14 protein-coding genes are annotated in these 16,694 nt (G+C 74.4%); 7 read left to right on the top strand and 7 right to left on the bottom strand.

Annotation, left to right across the window (positions count from 1 at the left end):
- Positions 1–38: 38 nt before the first annotated feature.
- The 5 genes from ACIA8F_RS17820 to ACIA8F_RS17800 all read left to right on the top strand — a co-directional run bounded on the left by ACIA8F_RS17820 (position 39) and on the right by ACIA8F_RS17800 (position 8,580).
- Positions 39–1,364: a hypothetical protein gene (locus tag ACIA8F_RS17820; RefSeq protein WP_399379746.1), complete on the top strand. Its 1,326-nt coding sequence runs from the start codon at positions 39–41 to the stop codon at positions 1,362–1,364.
- A 5-nt stretch (positions 1,365–1,369) separates the two neighbouring features.
- Positions 1,370–4,096 (top strand): tetratricopeptide repeat protein, encoded by a 2,727-nt coding sequence (locus ACIA8F_RS17815; RefSeq protein ID WP_399379783.1) that lies wholly within the window; start codon positions 1,370–1,372, stop codon positions 4,094–4,096.
- Between the two features lie 3 nt (positions 4,097–4,099).
- Positions 4,100–5,989 (top strand): protein phosphatase 2C domain-containing protein, encoded by a 1,890-nt coding sequence (locus ACIA8F_RS17810; protein WP_399379744.1) that lies wholly within the window; start codon positions 4,100–4,102, stop codon positions 5,987–5,989.
- A gap of 26 nt (positions 5,990–6,015) precedes the next feature.
- Positions 6,016–7,341, top strand: coding sequence for a VWA domain-containing protein (locus ACIA8F_RS17805; protein WP_399379743.1), 1,326 nt, complete (start codon positions 6,016–6,018; stop codon positions 7,339–7,341).
- Positions 7,342–7,467: 126 nt separating this feature from the next.
- A complete protein-coding gene (locus tag ACIA8F_RS17800) occupies positions 7,468–8,580 on the top strand; it encodes an FHA domain-containing protein (protein ID WP_399379741.1) in 1,113 nt (370 codons plus the stop codon).
- A gap of 75 nt (positions 8,581–8,655) precedes the next feature.
- Here ACIA8F_RS17800 and ACIA8F_RS17795 read toward each other — a convergent pair whose 3' ends face one another.
- From ACIA8F_RS17795 to ACIA8F_RS17785, 3 genes are read right to left on the bottom strand one after another with little or no spacing between them, the layout of a single operon-like run.
- Positions 8,656–9,534 (bottom strand): hypothetical protein, encoded by an 879-nt coding sequence (locus tag ACIA8F_RS17795; RefSeq protein WP_399379739.1) that lies wholly within the window; start codon positions 9,532–9,534, stop codon positions 8,656–8,658.
- The gene (locus ACIA8F_RS17790) at positions 9,531–9,908 is read right to left on the bottom strand and encodes a PadR family transcriptional regulator (protein ID WP_399379738.1); all 378 of its coding nucleotides are present in this window, start codon (positions 9,906–9,908) and stop codon (positions 9,531–9,533) included. The genes ACIA8F_RS17795 and ACIA8F_RS17790 overlap by 4 nt, the downstream gene beginning before the upstream one ends.
- A gap of 43 nt (positions 9,909–9,951) precedes the next feature.
- Entirely contained in the window at positions 9,952–10,938 is a 987-nt protein-coding gene (locus ACIA8F_RS17785; RefSeq protein WP_399379736.1) for a methyltransferase domain-containing protein, read from the bottom strand.
- 125 nt (positions 10,939–11,063) lie between these two features.
- On the opposite strand from ACIA8F_RS17785, the gene ACIA8F_RS17780 reads away from it, so the two are divergent.
- A complete protein-coding gene (locus ACIA8F_RS17780; protein ID WP_399379734.1) occupies positions 11,064–11,468 on the top strand; it encodes a globin in 405 nt (134 codons plus the stop codon).
- A gap of 55 nt (positions 11,469–11,523) precedes the next feature.
- Here the strand turns inward: ACIA8F_RS17780 and ACIA8F_RS17775 are convergent, their stop codons facing one another.
- The 3 genes from ACIA8F_RS17775 to ettA are packed head-to-tail and all read right to left on the bottom strand — an operon-like array spanning position 11,524 to position 14,390.
- Positions 11,524–12,237 carry a hypothetical protein gene (locus ACIA8F_RS17775; RefSeq protein ID WP_399379732.1) on the bottom strand — a complete coding sequence of 238 codons (714 nt, stop codon included), beginning with the start codon at positions 12,235–12,237 and terminating at the stop codon, positions 11,524–11,526.
- Positions 12,234–12,707, bottom strand: a complete 474-nt coding sequence (locus tag ACIA8F_RS17770; protein WP_399379731.1) for an acyl-CoA thioesterase — start codon at positions 12,705–12,707, stop codon at positions 12,234–12,236. The genes ACIA8F_RS17775 and ACIA8F_RS17770 overlap by 4 nt, the downstream gene beginning before the upstream one ends.
- Before the next feature lie 18 nt (positions 12,708–12,725).
- Complete coding sequence (gene ettA / locus ACIA8F_RS17765; RefSeq protein WP_351591681.1) at positions 12,726–14,390, bottom strand: energy-dependent translational throttle protein EttA; 1,665 nt, start codon at positions 14,388–14,390, stop codon at positions 12,726–12,728.
- 195 nt (positions 14,391–14,585) lie between these two features.
- Here ettA and ACIA8F_RS17760 point away from each other — a divergent pair, with 195 nt between their 5' ends.
- Entirely contained in the window at positions 14,586–15,143 is a 558-nt protein-coding gene (locus ACIA8F_RS17760) for a hypothetical protein (RefSeq protein WP_399379730.1), read from the top strand.
- A gap of 45 nt (positions 15,144–15,188) precedes the next feature.
- On the opposite strand, the gene ACIA8F_RS17755 is transcribed toward ACIA8F_RS17760, so the two are convergent.
- Positions 15,189–16,682, bottom strand: a complete 1,494-nt coding sequence (locus ACIA8F_RS17755; RefSeq protein ID WP_399379728.1) for a bifunctional phosphatase PAP2/diacylglycerol kinase family protein — start codon at positions 16,680–16,682, stop codon at positions 15,189–15,191.
- Between the last annotated feature and the right edge of the window lie 12 nt (positions 16,683–16,694).

The raw sequence follows: 16,694 nt of genomic DNA, 5'->3' as shown, positions 1-16,694 counted from the left end.
CTTTGGGGGGACACCCTTTGGGGGCTGAGCCGGCGGTGATGGACCGGGACGGTGTGGACCGGGCGCTGGCCCGGCTGGGCGCGGAGCACGAGGCCGTCGAGACCTCGCTGCTCGCCCTCCAGGACCACTCCGGCCGACGGCTCCTGGAGGGCGCCGGGCTGACCGGGGTCACCAAGGAGCGGTGGGCCGGGGCCGATGCGGCCATCACCCGGCTGTGGCGGTACTTCGACGCCTACAGCGGGGCGCTGGGCGCCGCCCGGGAGATCCGCGAGCGGCGCCGCTGGCCGAACCGCGAGGACCTGGTCGAGCTGACGGACCGGCTGCGCGGGCCCGGGGTGCTGATCTCCGGCGCCGCGGTCGAGGGGGCTCCGCTCGCGGAGCGGTTCTCGCTCGCCGAGCTGGTGTCCCGCATGAACGAGCTGTACGCGAGCTCCCTGGACGTGGTGGTCGCCGCGGACTCGGTCTGGTCGGCGCTGCCCGCCCGGATCGACCTCCTCGCCGCCGAACTGCACCGCACCCGCGCCCTCGCCCACTCGGTGGGGGTCCGGCCCGGGGAACACCCTTCGGGGGACGACCTGGAGGCCATCACCGCCGAACTGGCGGACCTGCGGGCCCGGGTGATCGAGGACCCGCTGGCGTTCTGGTGCGCGGTGGCCGGGAGCTCCGCCCCGGGCGGCGGCCGTCCGGACACCAGCCGGTACGACCGGGCCGCGCTCGCGCTGGAGGACGTACGCCGGGAGGTCGAGGCGGTGCTGGCCGTCCGGCAGGACGCCGAGCAGCGGCTGATCGGGCTGCGGGACGTGCTCTCGCGGGCCGACCGGACCCTGGCGGAGGCCCGGGTGGCCCGCGGCGAGGTGCTGGCGAAGATCGCGGCGTCCGAGGTGCCCGCGGTGAGCGGCCCGCCGACGGCCCTGCAGGAGCAGCTTTCGGCAGCGGCCGAGTACCGGCGCCGGGCCCAGTGGCACCGGCTGTCGCCGCTGCTGGAGTCCCTGGAGGAGCGGGCCGAGGAGGAACTGCGCCGGGCCCGAGAGTCGTTGACCGCGGTGACGGCCCCGCTGGCGGTGCGGGCGGAGCTGCGCGGCCGGCTCGACGCCTACCGGGCGAAGGTGGCCCGGCTCGGCATGGCGGAGGATCCGCTGCTGATGGAGCGGTACGACACCGCCCGGCGGATGCTGTGGAGCGCTCCCTGCGATCTGCGGGCCGCCGAGCAGGCGGTGCTGCGCTACCAGTGGGCGACGGCCGAGGCGCTGCCGGCGCCGCAGCAGGACCGGCGGGACCAAGAGGACCAGCAGGGCCAGCGGGATCAGCAGGGGCACCGACCGGTGCGCGAGTGGCCCGAGGGGCCGAGGGAGGGGGACGCGTGAGTCTGATCGGAACGGCGTGCATGCGCCCCGGCTGCCCGGGGACGTACGAGGACATGGGCGGCGGCGAGGTCTACTGCGGCACCTGCGGGCTGGCGCCGGCCGGCGCGGTCGCGGCGGGCGCCGAGGAACTGGTGTCGGTACCGACCGCGATGACGAGCGCGGCCCGCCACGGGGACTCGCAGGGCTCGCACGGGTCCCAGGGCTCGCACGGGTCCGGGCGGTCCTCCGCGTCCTCCTCGCGGTCCTCCCGCTCCTCCCGCTCCTCTTCGTCCCGCCGCTCCGTGTCGGGCCGGCTCTCGCGCGCCCTGTCGGGGGCCGCGTCCACCCGGTCGGTGTCGGTGCGCAGTTCGGGTTCGGCGGCCGCGGGGTCGGGCCGCAGCCGGCTGGGCGCCGGGCTGGTCAACGTACCGGAGGTACCTCGTCCGGATCCTTCGGCGGCGGTGCTGGAGAACCCGGAGGTCCCCGAGCGCAAGCGGTTCTGCTCGCGTTCGGACTGCGGGGCACCCGTGGGGCGGGCCCGCGGTGAGCGGCCGGGACGGACGGAAGGTTTCTGTACCAAGTGCGGGCACCCGTACTCCTTCGTCCCCAAGCTGCGCGGGGGCGACCTCGTCCACGGCCAGTACGAGGTCGCGGGCTGCCTCGCGCACGGCGGGCTGGGCTGGGTCTACCTCGCGGTGGACCGGGCCGTGTCGGACCGGTGGGTGGTGCTCAAGGGCCTGCTGGACACCGGGGACCAGGACGCGATGGCGGCCGCGATCTCGGAGCGGCGCTTCCTCGCGGAGATCGAGCACTCCAACATCGTGCGGATCTACAACTTCGTGGAGCACCTGGACCAGCGGACCGGTTCGCTGGACGGGTACATCGTCATGGAGTACGTGGGCGGCAAATCGCTCAAGGAGATCGCCAACGAGCGGCGCCGGCCGGACGGCCGCCGCGATCCGCTGCCGGTGGAGCAGGCCTGTGCGTACGGCATCGAGGCGCTGGAGGCGCTCGGCCACCTGCACAGCAGGAACCTCCTCTACTGCGACTTCAAGGTCGACAACGCCATCCAGCAGGCCGACCAGCTGAAGCTGATCGACATGGGCGCGGTCCGGCGGATGGACGACGAGGAGTCGGCCATCTACGGCACCGTCGGCTACCAGGCGCCGGAAGTGGCGGAGGTCGGCCCCTCGGTCGCCTCCGACCTGTACACGGTGGCGCGCACGCTGGCCGTGCTGACCTTCGACTTCCAGGGCTACACGAACGTGTTCGTGGACTCCCTGCCGGACCCCCAGCACATCGAGGTGTTCGGGCGGTACGAGTCCTTCTACCGGCTGCTGGTACGGGCCACCGACCCCGATCCCGGACGGCGGTTCGCGTCCGCGCAGGAGATGGCGGACCAGCTGACGGGGGTGCTGCGCGAGGTCGTCGCGCTCCAGACGGGCCGCCCGCGGCCGCAGGTCTCCACCCTCTTCGGCCCCGAGCTGCGGGTGCCGGACGACCGGCTGTTCACCGACGACAGGTCGGGCGGCCACGTGTCCCGGCTCGGCGAGCGGACCGTGAAGCGCCGGCGCACCGGGCGGGCTCCGGCTCCGGCCGCCGTCCTGCCGGCGGCGCCGGTTCCCGCCCCGCCTCCCGGGGCCGCCCTGCCCGTGGGGGCCCCGGCCGCTCCGGCGGCTTCGCCGATCACCGGGTACGGCACGACCGGGCTGGTCACCACGGCCACGCACCGGACCGCGGGCCCCGGCGTGCCGGCCCCGCGCCCCGCGCCGGCGGCCGCGCCGCTGCCGCCCGTCGGGATCACCGCCACCCGGCGGACCGAGCTGTCCACGCTGGACACCCGCGAGGCCGCGCTGGCGCTGCCCGTGCCGCTGGTCGACTCCGGGGACCCCAACGCCGGGTTCCTGGCGGGTCTGCTGGCCTCCGCGCCGGCCGACCTGCTGGCCGCGCTCGGCTCGGCGCCGGCCGAATCCGCGGAGCTGCGGCTGCGGGAGCTGCGGGCCCGGCTCGAACTGGGCGGCGCCGACGCGCCGCTCGTGGCCGATGCGCTGGCCCGGCTGGAGGCGCAGCACGCCGACGACTGGCGCGTGGTGTGGGCCCGGGGCATCTCCTCGCTGGCCGTCGGGGAGGACGAGACGGCGGCCCTGTCCTTCGACGCCGTCTACGACGCCTTCCCCGGGGAACCGGCGCCGAAGCTGGCGCTGGGGCTGTGCGCGGAGGTGCTGGGGCAGTTGGACAACGCCGCCGAGTACTACCGGCTGGTGTGGGCCACGGATCCGGGTTTCGTCGGGGCGGCGTTCGGGCTGGCCCGGGTGCAACTGGCCACCGGGGACCGGGCCGGAGCCGTGCGCACGCTGGAATCCGTACCGGAGGCGTCGATCCACCACACCGCCGCCCGGGTGGCCGCGGTACGGGCACGCCTGCGCGACCGGTCTCCCCAGGAGGCCCTGCTGCCCGACCTGACGGCGGCCGCGGCGCAGGTGGAGGCGCTGGGACGGTTCGGTCTGGACTCCGTGCGCCACGAGCGGCTCAGGGCGGAAGTTCTGGGCTCGGCGCTGGACTGGGTACTGTCGGGTAGCCGGGGTTCCGATCCCGGCCCTACCTCGCTGCTCGGCTGCCAACTGGACGAGCGGGGGCTGCGCTTCGGCCTGGAGCGCTCGTTCCGCGTGCTGGCACGGCTGGCGCAGCGGGGCGAGGAGAGGATCGAACTGGTGGAACGGGCAAACCGTTTCCGTCCCCGGACGTGGGTGTGATTGATGTCGATGCATCGGCTGTCGGGCTGCCCCAGCTGCGCAGAACCGCTGGAGGAGGGTGACCGTTTCTGCGGCCTCTGCGGCTACGCCCTCACGGCCCCGTCCCCCACGGAGCCCCCGCCCCCGCACTCCCCGGCGCCCCCCGCGCCCCCGTTTGCTCCGGCGGGCGCGGCACCCGCACCCCCGGCCGCCCCGCCGGCGGCTGCGCCGGGCTTCCCGGCGGGCCCGGCCCACGCGGCCCCGGCCGGGGTGGATCCGGCTGCGCCGGTCGCGCCCACGGCTGCCCACGCGGGCACCGCCGGCCCGGCCACTCCGGCGGCCGGGATCCCGGCCGCGCGAGGTCTCCCGGCCTCCGACGAGGACTTCGCGCCCCGGAACTCCGCCGGCCACCCCGAACCGGCGGCCTCCGGGTACGCGGGCGAGGCCGCGCCCGGCTGGGGCAGCGTCTCCACCGCCGCCCCCACGCTGGTGTCCGGCCCCACCGGCTGGTCCGACCCCGGGGCCCTGGGCGGCGACCCGCACGGCACGCCCCCGGCCCCCGAGGTCCCGTACTCCGCTCCCTCCCAGGGCGGCCACGACGGCTACGACGGCCGCGGCGCGTACGGCACCCCGGGCCCGGGCGAGCACGCCTCCCCCTATGGCCACCCCGCCCCGCAGGGACAGCACCCCGGCGGCGAAGACCCGTACGGCAGCCCCGCCCCGCAGGGCCACCACCCCGGCGGCGAAGACCCGTACGGCGCCGGCCACCAGGGACCCGGCCAGGGGCACGAAGCCCCGTACGGCGACCCCTCGCAGGGGTACGCCCCGGGCGGCGAAGCCCCGTACGGCGGCTCCGTCCCCCAGGGCCACCACCCCGAGGGCGAGGCCCCCTACGGCGAGCCCGCCCCGCAGGGCCCGCACGCCGGCGGTGAGGAACCGTACGCCGGCGGGCCGGCCCCGCAGGGCGAGGCCGGGGGGAAGACCTGCGTGGCCTGCCGGGCCGGGCGGGTGGACACCGACGGGTACTGCGAGCACTGCGGCCATGCGCAGCCCCGGGAGCGGGACCACCTCGAGGAGGAGCTCGGGAGCGTCGCCGCCGTCAGCGACCGCGGGCTGCGCCACCACCGCAACGAGGACTCCTTCGCCGTCGCGGCCACCGCGCTGCCCGACGGCTCCGCCGCCACCGTGGCCATCGTCTGCGACGGCGTCTCCTCCGCCAGCCGCCCCGACGAGGCCTCCGCGGCCGCCGCCGGAGCCGCCAACGAGGCGCTGCTCGACGCCCTCCCCCGCGGCGCCCACCCCCAGGAGGCCATGCACGAGGCGATCCTGGCCGCCGCCGCGGCCGTGAACGCGCTGGCCCCCGAGGTGCCCGGCGCCCAGAACGCCCCCGCCTGCACCCTGGTCGGCGCCGTGGTCAGCCGCGGACTGCTGACCATCGGCTGGGTCGGCGACAGCCGTGCGTACTGGGTCCCCGACGACCGCGCCGCCCTGCCCCGCCGCCTCACCGAGGACGACTCCTGGGCCGCCCAGATGGTCGCGGCGGGCCTGATGGGCGAGGCCGAGGCCTACGCCGACGTCCGCGCGCACGCCATCACCGGCTGGCTCGGGGCGGACGCGTACGACCTGGAACCGCACACCGCGACCTTCAAGCCCGACCACGACGGTGTGGTCGTGGTCTGCACCGACGGGCTGTGGAACTACGCCGAGTCCGCGCGCGACCTGGCCCAGGTCCTCCCGCAGGACGCCGCCGTCAGGCCCCTGCACAGTGCGCAGGTCCTGGTGGGACACGCCCTCGACGGCGGCGGGCACGACAACGTCACCGTGGCCGTCGTCCCCTTCGCGGCGACCCCGCCGGCCCCGCCGGCCCCACCGACCCCGCCCGCGAGCACCGCGGCCCCGCAGGCCCAGGCCTGATCCCCGTATCCGAGGAGGAGCGACCGATGGCGAACTTCGCCAAGCCGAGCGCCCCGCGCTTCAGCGTGGAGGTGTACCAGAACGAGTTCCTCTCCGAGGGCGCCCGCGACGTCCACGCCATCGTCACGGTCACCTCCACGGGCGGAGCCACGGCCACCCGGACGGCCGTCGCCCCGGGCGGCGCCGCCGTGGTGATCATGGTCGACTGTTCCGGCTCGATGGAGTACCCGCCCGACAAGATGCGCGGCGCCCGCGAGGCGACCGCCGCCGCCGTCGACACGCTCCGCGACGGCACGGCCTTCGCCGTGATCGCCGGTACGCACGTGGCCAAGGAGGTGTTCCCCCGCCGGGGGCAGCTGGCCATCGCCGACGCCACCACCCGCGCCCAGGCCAAGGAGGCCCTGCGCGGCCTCTCCTCCGGCGGCGGCACCGCCATCGGCACCTGGCTGCGCCTCGCCGACGGCCTGCTGCGCGGGTCCACCGCGGCGATCCGGCACGGGATCCTGCTCACCGACGGCCGCAACGAGCACGAGGACCCGGCGGTGCTCCGCGCGACGCTCGACGCCTGCGCGGGCCGTTTCACCTGTGACGCCCGCGGCGTGGGCACCGACTGGGAGGTCAAGGAGGTCACCGGCATCGCGAGCGCGCTGCTCGGCACGGCCGACATCGTGGCCGATCCGGCCCGGCTGACCGCCGACTTCACGCACATGATGGAGAAGGTCATGGGCAAGGAAGTGGCGGACGTCTCACTGCGCCTGTGGACGCCGGTGGGCGCGGAGATCCTGTACGTCAAGCAGGTCGCTCCCGCCGTGCAGGACCTGACCGGCCGCCGCACGGAGGCGTCCCCGCGCGCCGGGGACTACCCGACGGGTTCCTGGGGCGACGAGTCCCGTGAGTACCACGTGTGCGTACGGGTCCCGGGTGCGTCCGTCGGCCAGGAGATGCTCGCCGCCCGCGCCGCCCTCCTGATGCCGGGGGCTCCCGGCGAGGAACCGGCCGTTCTCGCCCAGGGGTTGGTCCGCGCCGTCTGGACGGACGACCTCGCCGCGTCCACCGCCATCAACCCCCAGGTGGCCCACTACACCGGGCAGGCGGAGCTCGCCCAGGCCATCCAGCAGGGGCTGGAGGCGCGCAAACTGGGGGACGTCGGAGGGGCCACGGCCAAGCTCGGCCGGGCCGTGCAGCTGGCGAGTTCCTCGGGCAACGCCGACACCGCCAAGCTGCTCGCGAAGGTGGTGGATGTCGTCGATGCGGCGGCGGGTACTGTGCGCCTGAAGGCAAAGGTCGCCGACGCGGACGAGATGACACTAGAAACGCGTTCCACTCAAACCGTTCGAGTGCGAAAATCTTGACGTGAAGCCTGACGCTCTGATCGTGACCTGATCAGACGTGAACCGGACGCGAAGAAGAATCTGCAGAAGCAAGCTGCGGAAGAAGACCCTGCCTCGTTGACGCAGGAAGAAGGAGGAAGCGCCGCGATGCCGACCTGCCCGAACGGGCACCAGTCCGCCTCCGACGACTGGTGCGAGGTCTGCGGCCACCGCATGGCTGCCCCCACGGGCACCCCCGGGGCGCCCTCCTACGGCTACGGCTACCCTCCGACCGGCGAGCCCACGGCGCAGGCCGAGCTCTGCCCGCAGTGCCGGACCCCGCGCGAGGCCATGGCCCCGTTCTGCGAGGAGTGCCGGTACAACTTCCTGACCCGTACGGCGACCTCCTACACGCCGCTCTCCCCGGAGATGCCCCCGCCGCCGCAGCCGTCCTCCCCGGGCGCGCCCGCGGCCCCGCCGGCGTACTCCCAGGACCACTTCGACTACCAGGGCTCGCGGCCCTCCCGGGTCAACCGCCCGGCCGAGCCGCTGCAGCGCGAGGACGACTGGATGCTGCCGCCTCCGGCGCGCCAGGACTTCCAGCAGCCCCCGTACCAGCAGCAGCCGCCGCCCCCGCAGCACCAGCAGCCGCAGCACCAGCAGCAGCCCCCGCAGCACCAGCAGCCTCACCAGCCGCAGCAGCACCAGCAGCCGCAGGCACATCAGCAGCAGGCGCAGGCGCAGCAGGCTCCACCGCCGCCGTACCAGCAGCAGCAGCCGCCTTCCCGGACCGGGCAGTACCAGCCGCCCCCGCACCACCACCAGCAGCATCAGGCGCCGCCCTACCAGCAGCAGCCCTATCAGCCCCAGGCCGGCGGGGCCTGGACCGCGACCATCGGTCCCGACCGCACGTACTTCATGGCGATGATGCAGCGCAGCGGCCCGGAGGCGGCCGGGCTGGACCTGCCCGCGTACTCCCCCGAGCAGCACCTGCCGCTGGCCGGCGGCCAGATCACCATCGGCCGCCGCCGCGCCTCGACGGGCGAGGCTCCGGACATCGACCTGTCGGTGCCCCCGGAGGACCCGGGCGTCTCGCACCAGCACGCGGTGCTCGTCCAGCAGCCCGACGGCAGCTGGGCCGTGGTGGACCAGAACTCCACCAACGGCACCACGATCAACGGCGGCGAGGAGTCGATCCAGCCCTACGTGCCGGTTCCGCTCGCCGACGGGGACCGCGTCCACGTAGGCGCCTGGACCACGATCACCGTCCGGCGCGGCTGACCGCGCGCGGCCCCCGGTCCTGAACGCGGTGGAGCCCTCCGGTGTGACCGGAGGGCTCCGCCGCGTCCGGAGTGCTCAGCCGCCGACCAGCGGATCCCGCGCGCTCCGCCGGCGCCGCACGCTCACCACCGCGGCGGCAACCACCAGCAGGACCAGCAGAGCGGCAAGGCCGAGCGGGAGCAGCGTCCCGGGCGTGCCGCCGAAGTACAGGAACGGCAGTCCCGCCAGCAGGACGGCCGGCGCGGTGCGCAGCCGGGCGAACGCAGGGCGGCCGGCCAGCAGCAGTCCGGCCACCGCGGGTACGGCGAAGCGCAGCTGGGTGAACGGGTACACCAGCGGCACCAGCATCACGGCGCTCGTCATCACCAGCGTCCACGCCATCACCGCGAGCACCCCGGCCCGCGTGCGGACCCGGGGAGCGGGCCGCAGGTCCGGCGGACACGCCACCGCCACCAGGGCCAGGACGAGCATCGGCACGGTGGAGATCCCCAGCGTCGCGAAGGTGCCGATGCCCATCCGGACCGTACCGGCCGCGAGCACCGCCCCGACGCCCGCCAGCACGGTCCAGCAGCCCGCCGACCAGCGGCCGGCCAGCGCGAGGAACACGCCGGACACCACGACCAGGTAGGCGGCGACCACCGTCACGAAGCCCGTGCCGATCTCGTCCCAGCCCGCGAGGAAGAAGACGTGGCGCATCACTCCGGCCCAGCTCAACGAGGCGGCCCCCACGGCGGCCAGGGCGAAGGGCGCCAGCGCCGCCAGGAGCCGGCCGGGCCGTCCCGCGGAGCCCAGCCCGAGCCGCATGCGCAGGGCGTGTCCGGCCACGTCGGCGCCTTCGCGTACCCGGGCGGGAGCCCCCGCTCCCCGCGTGGCCTCCCGGTACGCCTCGGCGATCTCGTCGCCGAACTCGCGCCGGTAGGCGGCGGGATACAGCTTCAGCAGCAGCGCGCTCACGTGCCCACCGCCGTGGCGCCGATGCGGAAGGCGGCGCCCGGGGAGGCCGCGGCCCCGCCGAGCCCCAGCCGCCGGGTGGCCTCCTGGGCGGTGCGCGCCAGCCGGGCCGCCTCGGCGGTCAGGACCTCCCGTCCGCGCGGGGCGAGCGCGTAGCTGCGCCGCCTGCGTCCGTCGACCACCTCTTCCTCGTGGACGGCGATGAGTTCTTGTTCCAGGAGCCGCTCCAGGGCTCCGTAGAGGGTTCCGGTGCGCATCTTGGTGCGGCCTTCCGAAATCTTCTCGACCTCCTGGGCGATCGCGTAGCCGTGCCGCGGGGCATCGGCGATCGCCGTGAGGATCAGCAGGGTCGGCTCCCGAAGAGCTTGATCGTTCACACCCGCACGATAGCTCGGCAGCCGACATATGTCGATAGCCGACCTATGGACCGGTGGTCTCCCCCAGGGGCCACACGTAGGGGCCCTGCGGATCGTCGAGCCAGGACCACTGCCCGGCCTCGCCGACCGTCACCCCGAAGCGCTCGCGCGCCGGCCGGTCCTCGCGCCGCCACAGGTCCAGCGCCTCCCTCGGGTGCAGTGCGCCCGAGGTGAGCACGAGCATGAACTGGAAGCGCTCGTTCTCCACCAGCTCGTACGGGATCCCCTGCGGCATCCCGTACGTGCCCGGCGGCGCGGCCGTGGCCCCGCGCAGCGGCACGAAGTAGGCCGGGGTGTGCAGGAAGCGGCCCTCGGCGAAGGCGGCGTCCCGCACGGTGAGCGCGATCAGCCCGGTCGACAGCGGGGCCAGGATCCGGGCCCCGGGGCGGCACTGCCCCGGCCAGGCGGGCGGGATCAGCGGAATCGTGCAGGTCACCAGGATCCGGTCGAAGGGGGCGCGGGCGGGGCAGCCGCGCGCCCCGTCGCCGGTGACGACGGCCGGGTGGTAGCCGAGCCGGTCCAGGTGCGCGCGCGCCGACTCGGTGATCTCCTCGTCCAGGTCCACGGTGGTGACCAGCCCGTCGCCGAGCCGGTGGCACAGCAGGGCCGCGTTGTAGCCGGTGCCCGCACCGATCTCCAGGACCCTGTCCCCGTCGCGCACGTCGAGGGCCTCCAGCATCCTCGCCATCAGCGAGGGCTGGCTGCTGGAGGAGACCAGCTCGCCGTCGCGCAGCCGGGTGGCCAGCGGGGCGTCGGTGTAGACCCCGCGCAGCCAGCGGGCCCGCAGTTCCGGGTCGGGGTCCTCGGCCCAGAGCCGCTCGTGGCCGGCGCCGCGGCCGGTGTAGAAGTACGGGACGAACACGTGCCGGGGCACGGCGGTGAAGGCCGCCCGCCAGCGCGGATCCTCCAGCGCCCCGGCTGCGGTCAGCTCCCGTACCTGGGCGGCGTGCGCGGTCTCCCGCACGCCGCGTACCTCGGCGTGTGCGCCCATGCCTCCACTGTCCTGCGGACGCCGCCCGGGTGCGACCGCGGTACGGGGCGGGGAGCCGGGCCGGGAGCCGGTCGGGGGGTCCTAGGACTGGGGTCCTCCGTCCGGGCGTCTGAGACGATGGTCGGGTGAATGAGATTCCGCGGGGCACGGTCCAGGAGCAGACCTTCTACGAACTGGTGGGCGGCGAGGACACCTTCCGCCGTCTGGTCCACCGCTTCTACCAGGGGGTCGCCGAGGACCCGCTGCTGCGCCCGATGTACCCGGAGGGGGACCTCGGTCCCGCCGAGGAGCGGTTCGCGCTGTTCCTGATGCAGTACTGGGGCGGCCCGAACACCTACAGCGAGAACCGCGGCCACCCGCGCCTGCGGATGCGGCACGCACCGTTCCAGGTGGACGCCGCCGCGCACGACGCGTGGCTGGCCCACATGCGGGTGGCGGTGGACGAGCTCGGCCTCGCGCCGGAGCACGAGGCGCAGCTGTGGCGGTACCTGACGTACGCCGCCGCCTCGATGATCAACACCGCGGGCTAGCCGGTACGGGGTCCCGTACGGAAACCCGCGCGGGGGTCCGTACGGGGACGGCCGCCTAGACCGGGCGGACGAGCAGGGTGCCGAGACCGCCGGGCCGGCGCGTGGCCACGGACCCGTACGGGGTGCGCAGCCGCAGCCAGCCCCCGGAGGCGAACAGGGCCACCGGACCGGGGGCCCCGGGCGCGGCCGGCGCGGCGGGCACGGTGGACCGTACGGGCCGCAGGAAGCCCAGGGACTGCGCGGCGTGCACGGCGCGCAGCGGGAGTTCGGTGTCCCCCAGCGTGCGGGACCAGATCTCGCGGCCGATGCGGTCGCGCTCGGAGCGGGTCCGGTGCTGCGGGGGCAGGGCCCCGTCGCGGGCCCGGAACTCGGCGACGGAGGCCGCCAGGGCCTTGGCCATCGCCTCGGGGCCGGGCAGCCCGGCCACCGGGGCCCAGCCGCCGCGGGGCGGGAGCACGCCCGCCCAGGGCGGTCCGGTGACGGCCGCGGGGACCACGGCCCCGGCCCGCTCGCCCTCGTCGACGGATTCCAGCAGCTCCCCGGCCGAGACGGTCAGGTCCAGCGGGGCGGATACGGGCGCGGCGAGCCGCACCGTGCGGACGGCCAGGACGTCGAAGGACGGCGGCCGCCCGAAAACGGCGAGCGCGCCGCCGCCGGCCTGCGCCTGCAGGCGGACGGCGGCGGCGCGGTCGTAGTGCACCAGCCGGCCCAGGAAGGCGGCGAGGTCCGCCGCCTCCCCGGAGTCGGCGAAGTGCAGCTGCTCGTTCATGCCGCGATGCCCCCGGCGGGAGCGCCGGGCTTCGGCTGTGCCTTCGGCTCGTCCAGGTACTCCTGGAGGAAGAGCTTCTCCTCGGCCGTGATGCGGCGGGGCCGCCCCTCGGCGAGGTTGTAGGGCACGACCACCGTCTCGGCGCGCACGTAGACCGTCTCGGGCGCGTCCGCGGTCGCCTCGTCCTTGACCTCGTAGCGGATGGTCAGGGACGCGGCGCCTATCCGGGTCACCCAGGACTCGATGAGCACCGGCTCGTGCCGGTGCACGAGGGGCAGCTTGTAGTCGATCTCGTGACGGGCCACGACGGAACCGCCCGTGAAGGACTCACTGCCCTCCCCCGGCGCGAGGCGGAACATGAAGTCGATCCGCGCCTCCTCCAGATAGCGGAGGAAGACGACGTTGTTGACGTGCCCGAAGGCATCCATGTCCGCCCAGCGGAGGGGGCATCGGTAGTGGTGTCTGGCCATGGCCCGTGTCCTCGGCCCTCAGCCTCGGGTGAGCTTCTTGTAGGTCGCGCGGTGCGGACGGGTGGCGTCCGCGCCGAGCCGCTCGACCTTGTTCTTCTCGTACGACTCGAAGTTGCCCTCGAACCAGTACCACTTGGACTCGCCCTCGTACGCCAGGATGTGCGTGGCGACCCGGTCCAGGAACCAGCGGTCGTGGGAGATGACCACGGCCGCACCGGGGAATTCGAGGAGCGCGTTCTCGAGCGAGGACAGGGTCTCGACGTCGAGGTCGTTGGTGGGCTCGTCAAGGAGCAGCAGGTTGCCGCCCTCCTTGAGCGTCAGCGCCAGGTTCAGGCGGTTGCGCTCACCACCGGAGAGGATGCCGGCGGCCTTCTGCTGGTCCGGACCCTTGAAGCCGAAGGCGCTGACGTACGCGCGGGAGGGCATCTCGACCTGGCCCACGTTGATGTAGTCCAGCTCGTCCGACACGACGGCCCACAGCGACTTCTTCGGGTCGATGTTGGCGCGGCTCTGGTCGACGTACGAGATCTTGACGGTCTCGCCGATCTTGACGGAGCCGGAGTCCGGCGCCTCCAGACCCAGGAGCATCTTGAAGAGCGTGGTCTTGCCGGCGCCGTTCGGGCCGATGATGCCCACGATGCCGTTGCGCGGCAGCGTGAAGGACAGGTCGTCGACCAGGACCTTGTCGCCGAACGCCTTGTTGAGGTTGTTGACCTCGACCACGATCGAGCCCAGACGCGGGCCCGGCGGGATCTGGATCTCCTCGAAGTCCAGCTTCCGCATCTTGTCCGCCTCGGCGGCCATCTCCTCGTAGCGGGCGAGGCGGGCCTTGGACTTGGTCTGGCGCCCCTTGGCGTTCGACCGCACCCACTCGAGTTCTTCCTTGAGGCGCTTCTGGCGCTTCTCGTCCTTGCGGCCCTCGACCTTGAGACGGGTGGCCTTCTTCTCCAGGTAGGTGGAGTAGTTGCCCTCGTACGGGTGGGCACGGCCGCGGTCGAGCTCGAGGATCCACTCGGCGACGTTGTTCAGGAAGTAACGGTCGTGGGTGACGGCGACGACGGCACCCTTGTACTGCGAAAGGTGCTGCTCCAGCCAGTTCACCGACTCGGCGTCGAGGTGGTTGGTGGGCTCGTCGAGGAGGAGCAGGTCCGGGGCCTCGATCAGCAGCTTGCAGAGCGCGACGCGGCGCTTCTCGCCACCGGAGAGGTTGGTGACGGGCCAGTCGCCGGGCGGGCAGCCCAGGGCATCCATGGCCTGCTCCAGCTGCGCGTCGAGGTCCCAGGCGTTGGCGTGGTCCAGGACTTCCTGGAGCTTGCCCATCTCGTCCAGCAGCGCGTCGGTGTAGTCGGTCGCCATTTCCTCGGCGACCTCGTTGAAGCGCTTCAGCTTCGCCATGATGTCCGCGGCGCCGTCCTGGACGTTCTCCAGGACCGTCTTCGACTCGTCGAGCTTGGGCTCCTGCATGAGGATGCCGACGGTGAAGCCGGGAGACAGGTAGGCCTCGCCGTTGGACGGCTGCTCCAGCCCCGCCATGATCTTGAGGACGGTGGACTTACCGGCGCCGTTCGGGCCGACCACACCGATCTTCGCGCCGGGCAGGAAGTTCAGGGTGACGTCATCAAGAATCACCTTGTCGCCGTGCGCCTTGCGCGTCTTGCGCATGGTGTAGATGAACTCAGCCAAGAGAAACCGTCCGGCAGATCGATGGGTGGGCAGATACACCCCATCTTGCCTGACGTCCATCCCCGGGGGGAAACCCGTTCGGCCCCGGGGCCACCGCAACGGGGTCCGCCGAACGGTCCCGAGGCCTTGTGCCGCACGGCAGGATGATGCCGACGAGGGCGCGGCCGGGGGGCTGCGTCCGAGGTGGGGGGACGTATGGACAGCGGAGTGATCGCGCTCGGGGCAGCCGTGGTCGGCGTGGCCGGAACCTTGTTGGCGACGGTGCTTTCGCAGCGGATGCTGGCGCGGGTGCAGGCGGCGCAGTTCGAGCGGGAGCAGCGGGTCGCGCAGGTGGGATGGGCGCGGGAGCAGCAGCTCGTGGAACGCGACCGCAGGCGGGAGTGCTACGCGGCGACGAACGCGGCCTACCGGCGCTACCGGATCGCCCTCATGTCCTTCCTCTGGGTCGTCCACAACGCGCAGGACGATCCCCCGGCGCCGCCCGCGGCCGCACGGGCCGCGCTGGAGGAGGCCCGGGGAGGCCATCACGCCGCCTTCGCCGAGGCCCAGATGATCGCCTCCGCCGCCGTCCTCGCGGAGCTGGACTCGATGACCCGGGGCATGGCGGGGGCGTACGCCCGCACGATGCGGCTGGCCGAGGGCGCTCCGGGCCCGGGCTGCTCCTTCGAGGAGATACACGCCGAGCTGCTCGGGCTCACGGAGCGCTCGGACGTGATGCGGGGCGCCATGCGGGCCGATCTCGGCATGGTCTGAGCGGGTCCCGTTCGCCGGGCCCCGGCGAACGGGACCCGGCGGGGCTCATCGGGGCCGGTAGACCGTGAGGGCGTCCGGGAGGTCGTCCAGGACCAGGGCGGTCGGGGCCATGGCGTACTCGCCGTCGTAGGCGAGCGGGGTGCCGGCCGGGATGTCGCTGACGCGCAGGCTGCGCAGCCGGGTGGCGACGTGGACCGGGGAACGGCTCAGCGGGCCCGCGAACGCGGCGGCGAGCAGGCGGGGGCCGGGGCGGCCGCCGCCGTGGACCAGGCGGACATCGAGCAGTCCCTCGCCGAGGCTCTTGCGGGAGCGGGGCGCCGGGCCCGTGCCCTGGTAGGTGCCGTTGCCCGCGAAGAGCAGCCAGACGTTGCGCGGCTTCCCGGCGAGCTTGAGCCGTACCGGGCGCTCCGCGCGCAGCACCCGGTACGCCGCCAGCAGGGCGGCGGGGCCGCCGCCGATCCGGGGGGCCCAGCGGAGCCGGTGGCCGAGCAGCTCCGGGTAGGCGCCGATGCTGAAGTTGTTCAGGAAGTACCCGGCCCTGGTGTCCTCGGGGTCCGGGCCGGGGCCCGGGGTGAAGCGGCCGACGCCGATGAGGACGGCGTGCCCGTCCGCCACGGCCCGGCAGGTGTCCTCGATCCCCGCGAGGCCGAGGTCGAGGGCGAAGTGGTTGAGGGTGCCGCCGGGGAACACCGCGAGGGGGATCCCGGCGCGCAGCGCGGCGGTGGCGGCGGCGTTGATCGTGCCGTCGCCGCCGCACACCCCGAGGACGGTGGCCCGCTCGGCGGCCGAGGCCAGTTCGGCGCCGAGCTCCGGGCCCTCGCACTCGACGAGCTCGGCCTTCGGCAGCCGCTCGCGCAGCAGGACGTCGAGCCTGGTCGCGGCGGCCGTGCCCGACCCGGTGTTCACGACCACGGTGAGCCCCTCCCCGTCGGGCAGGGCGGGTGCTCCCGCGGCGGCCCGCTCGTCGCCCGGCACTATCCGGGCCTCCGCGACGTCCCGGGTGAGGCGGTGCACGACGAGTCCGGCCGCCACCCCGAGCGCGGCGCCCGCGAGCACGTCCGAGGGGTAGTGGACCCCTGTGTATACGCGGGAGAAGGCCACGGAGGCGGCGAGCGGGGCCACTGCGGCGCCCCAGAGCGGGGACTCCAGCGCCACTCCGGCGGTGAAGGCGAACGCGGAGGCGGCGTGCCCGGAGGGGAAGGAGGTGGTCCGCGGCTGCGTGGTGAGCTGCCGCGTGGCGGGCACCCCGTCCAGCACCGGGCGTGCCCTGCGGACGGACCATTTGCCGACGGTGTTGATGGTCGCGGAGGCCAGGGCCAGCGACGCGACCCCGCGCACGGCCGCCTTGCGGGCCCCGGCCGAACCGAGGACGGCGATCCCGGCGGCGGCCCCGCCCCAGAGCAGCCCGTGGTTCGCGGCCCGGCCGAGGCGCGGCAGCACCCGGTCGGCCCCGGGCCAGTGCCGTCCGGCCACCAGGTCGAACAGCCGGCGGTCCCCTTGTGCGACCGCGCCCCGCCACGTCAGTTGTTGATCAGCCATCCCTTGCCTCTA

The sequence above is a fragment of the Streptomyces sp. NPDC051563 genome, assembly GCF_044454225.1.
Classification (GTDB): Bacteria; Actinomycetota; Actinomycetes; order Streptomycetales; family Streptomycetaceae; genus Streptomyces.
Note: the sequence above shows the minus strand (reverse complement) of the source record. Positions and strands in the feature narration are given on the sequence as shown.

Excerpts from the sequence above, each read along its gene's own strand:
- ACIA8F_RS17760 (WP_399379730.1), top strand. The coding sequence starts at position 14,586 with ATGGACAGCGGAGTGATCGCGCTCGGGGCAGCCGTGGTCGGCGTGGCC.
- ACIA8F_RS17805 (WP_399379743.1), top strand. The coding sequence starts at position 6,016 with ATGGCGAACTTCGCCAAGCCGAGCGCCCCGCGCTTCAGCGTGGAGGTG.
- ACIA8F_RS17775 (WP_399379732.1), bottom strand. The coding sequence starts at position 12,237 with ATGAACGAGCAGCTGCACTTCGCCGACTCCGGGGAGGCGGCGGACCTC.
- ACIA8F_RS17810 (WP_399379744.1), top strand. The coding sequence starts at position 4,100 with ATGTCGATGCATCGGCTGTCGGGCTGCCCCAGCTGCGCAGAACCGCTG.
- ACIA8F_RS17770 (WP_399379731.1), bottom strand. The coding sequence starts at position 12,707 with ATGGCCAGACACCACTACCGATGCCCCCTCCGCTGGGCGGACATGGAT.
- ACIA8F_RS17785 (WP_399379736.1), bottom strand. The coding sequence starts at position 10,938 with ATGGGCGCACACGCCGAGGTACGCGGCGTGCGGGAGACCGCGCACGCC.
- ACIA8F_RS17755 (WP_399379728.1), bottom strand. The coding sequence starts at position 16,682 with ATGGCTGATCAACAACTGACGTGGCGGGGCGCGGTCGCACAAGGGGAC.
- ACIA8F_RS17820 (WP_399379746.1), top strand. The coding sequence starts at position 39 with ATGGACCGGGACGGTGTGGACCGGGCGCTGGCCCGGCTGGGCGCGGAG.
- ACIA8F_RS17800 (WP_399379741.1), top strand. The coding sequence starts at position 7,468 with ATGCCGACCTGCCCGAACGGGCACCAGTCCGCCTCCGACGACTGGTGC.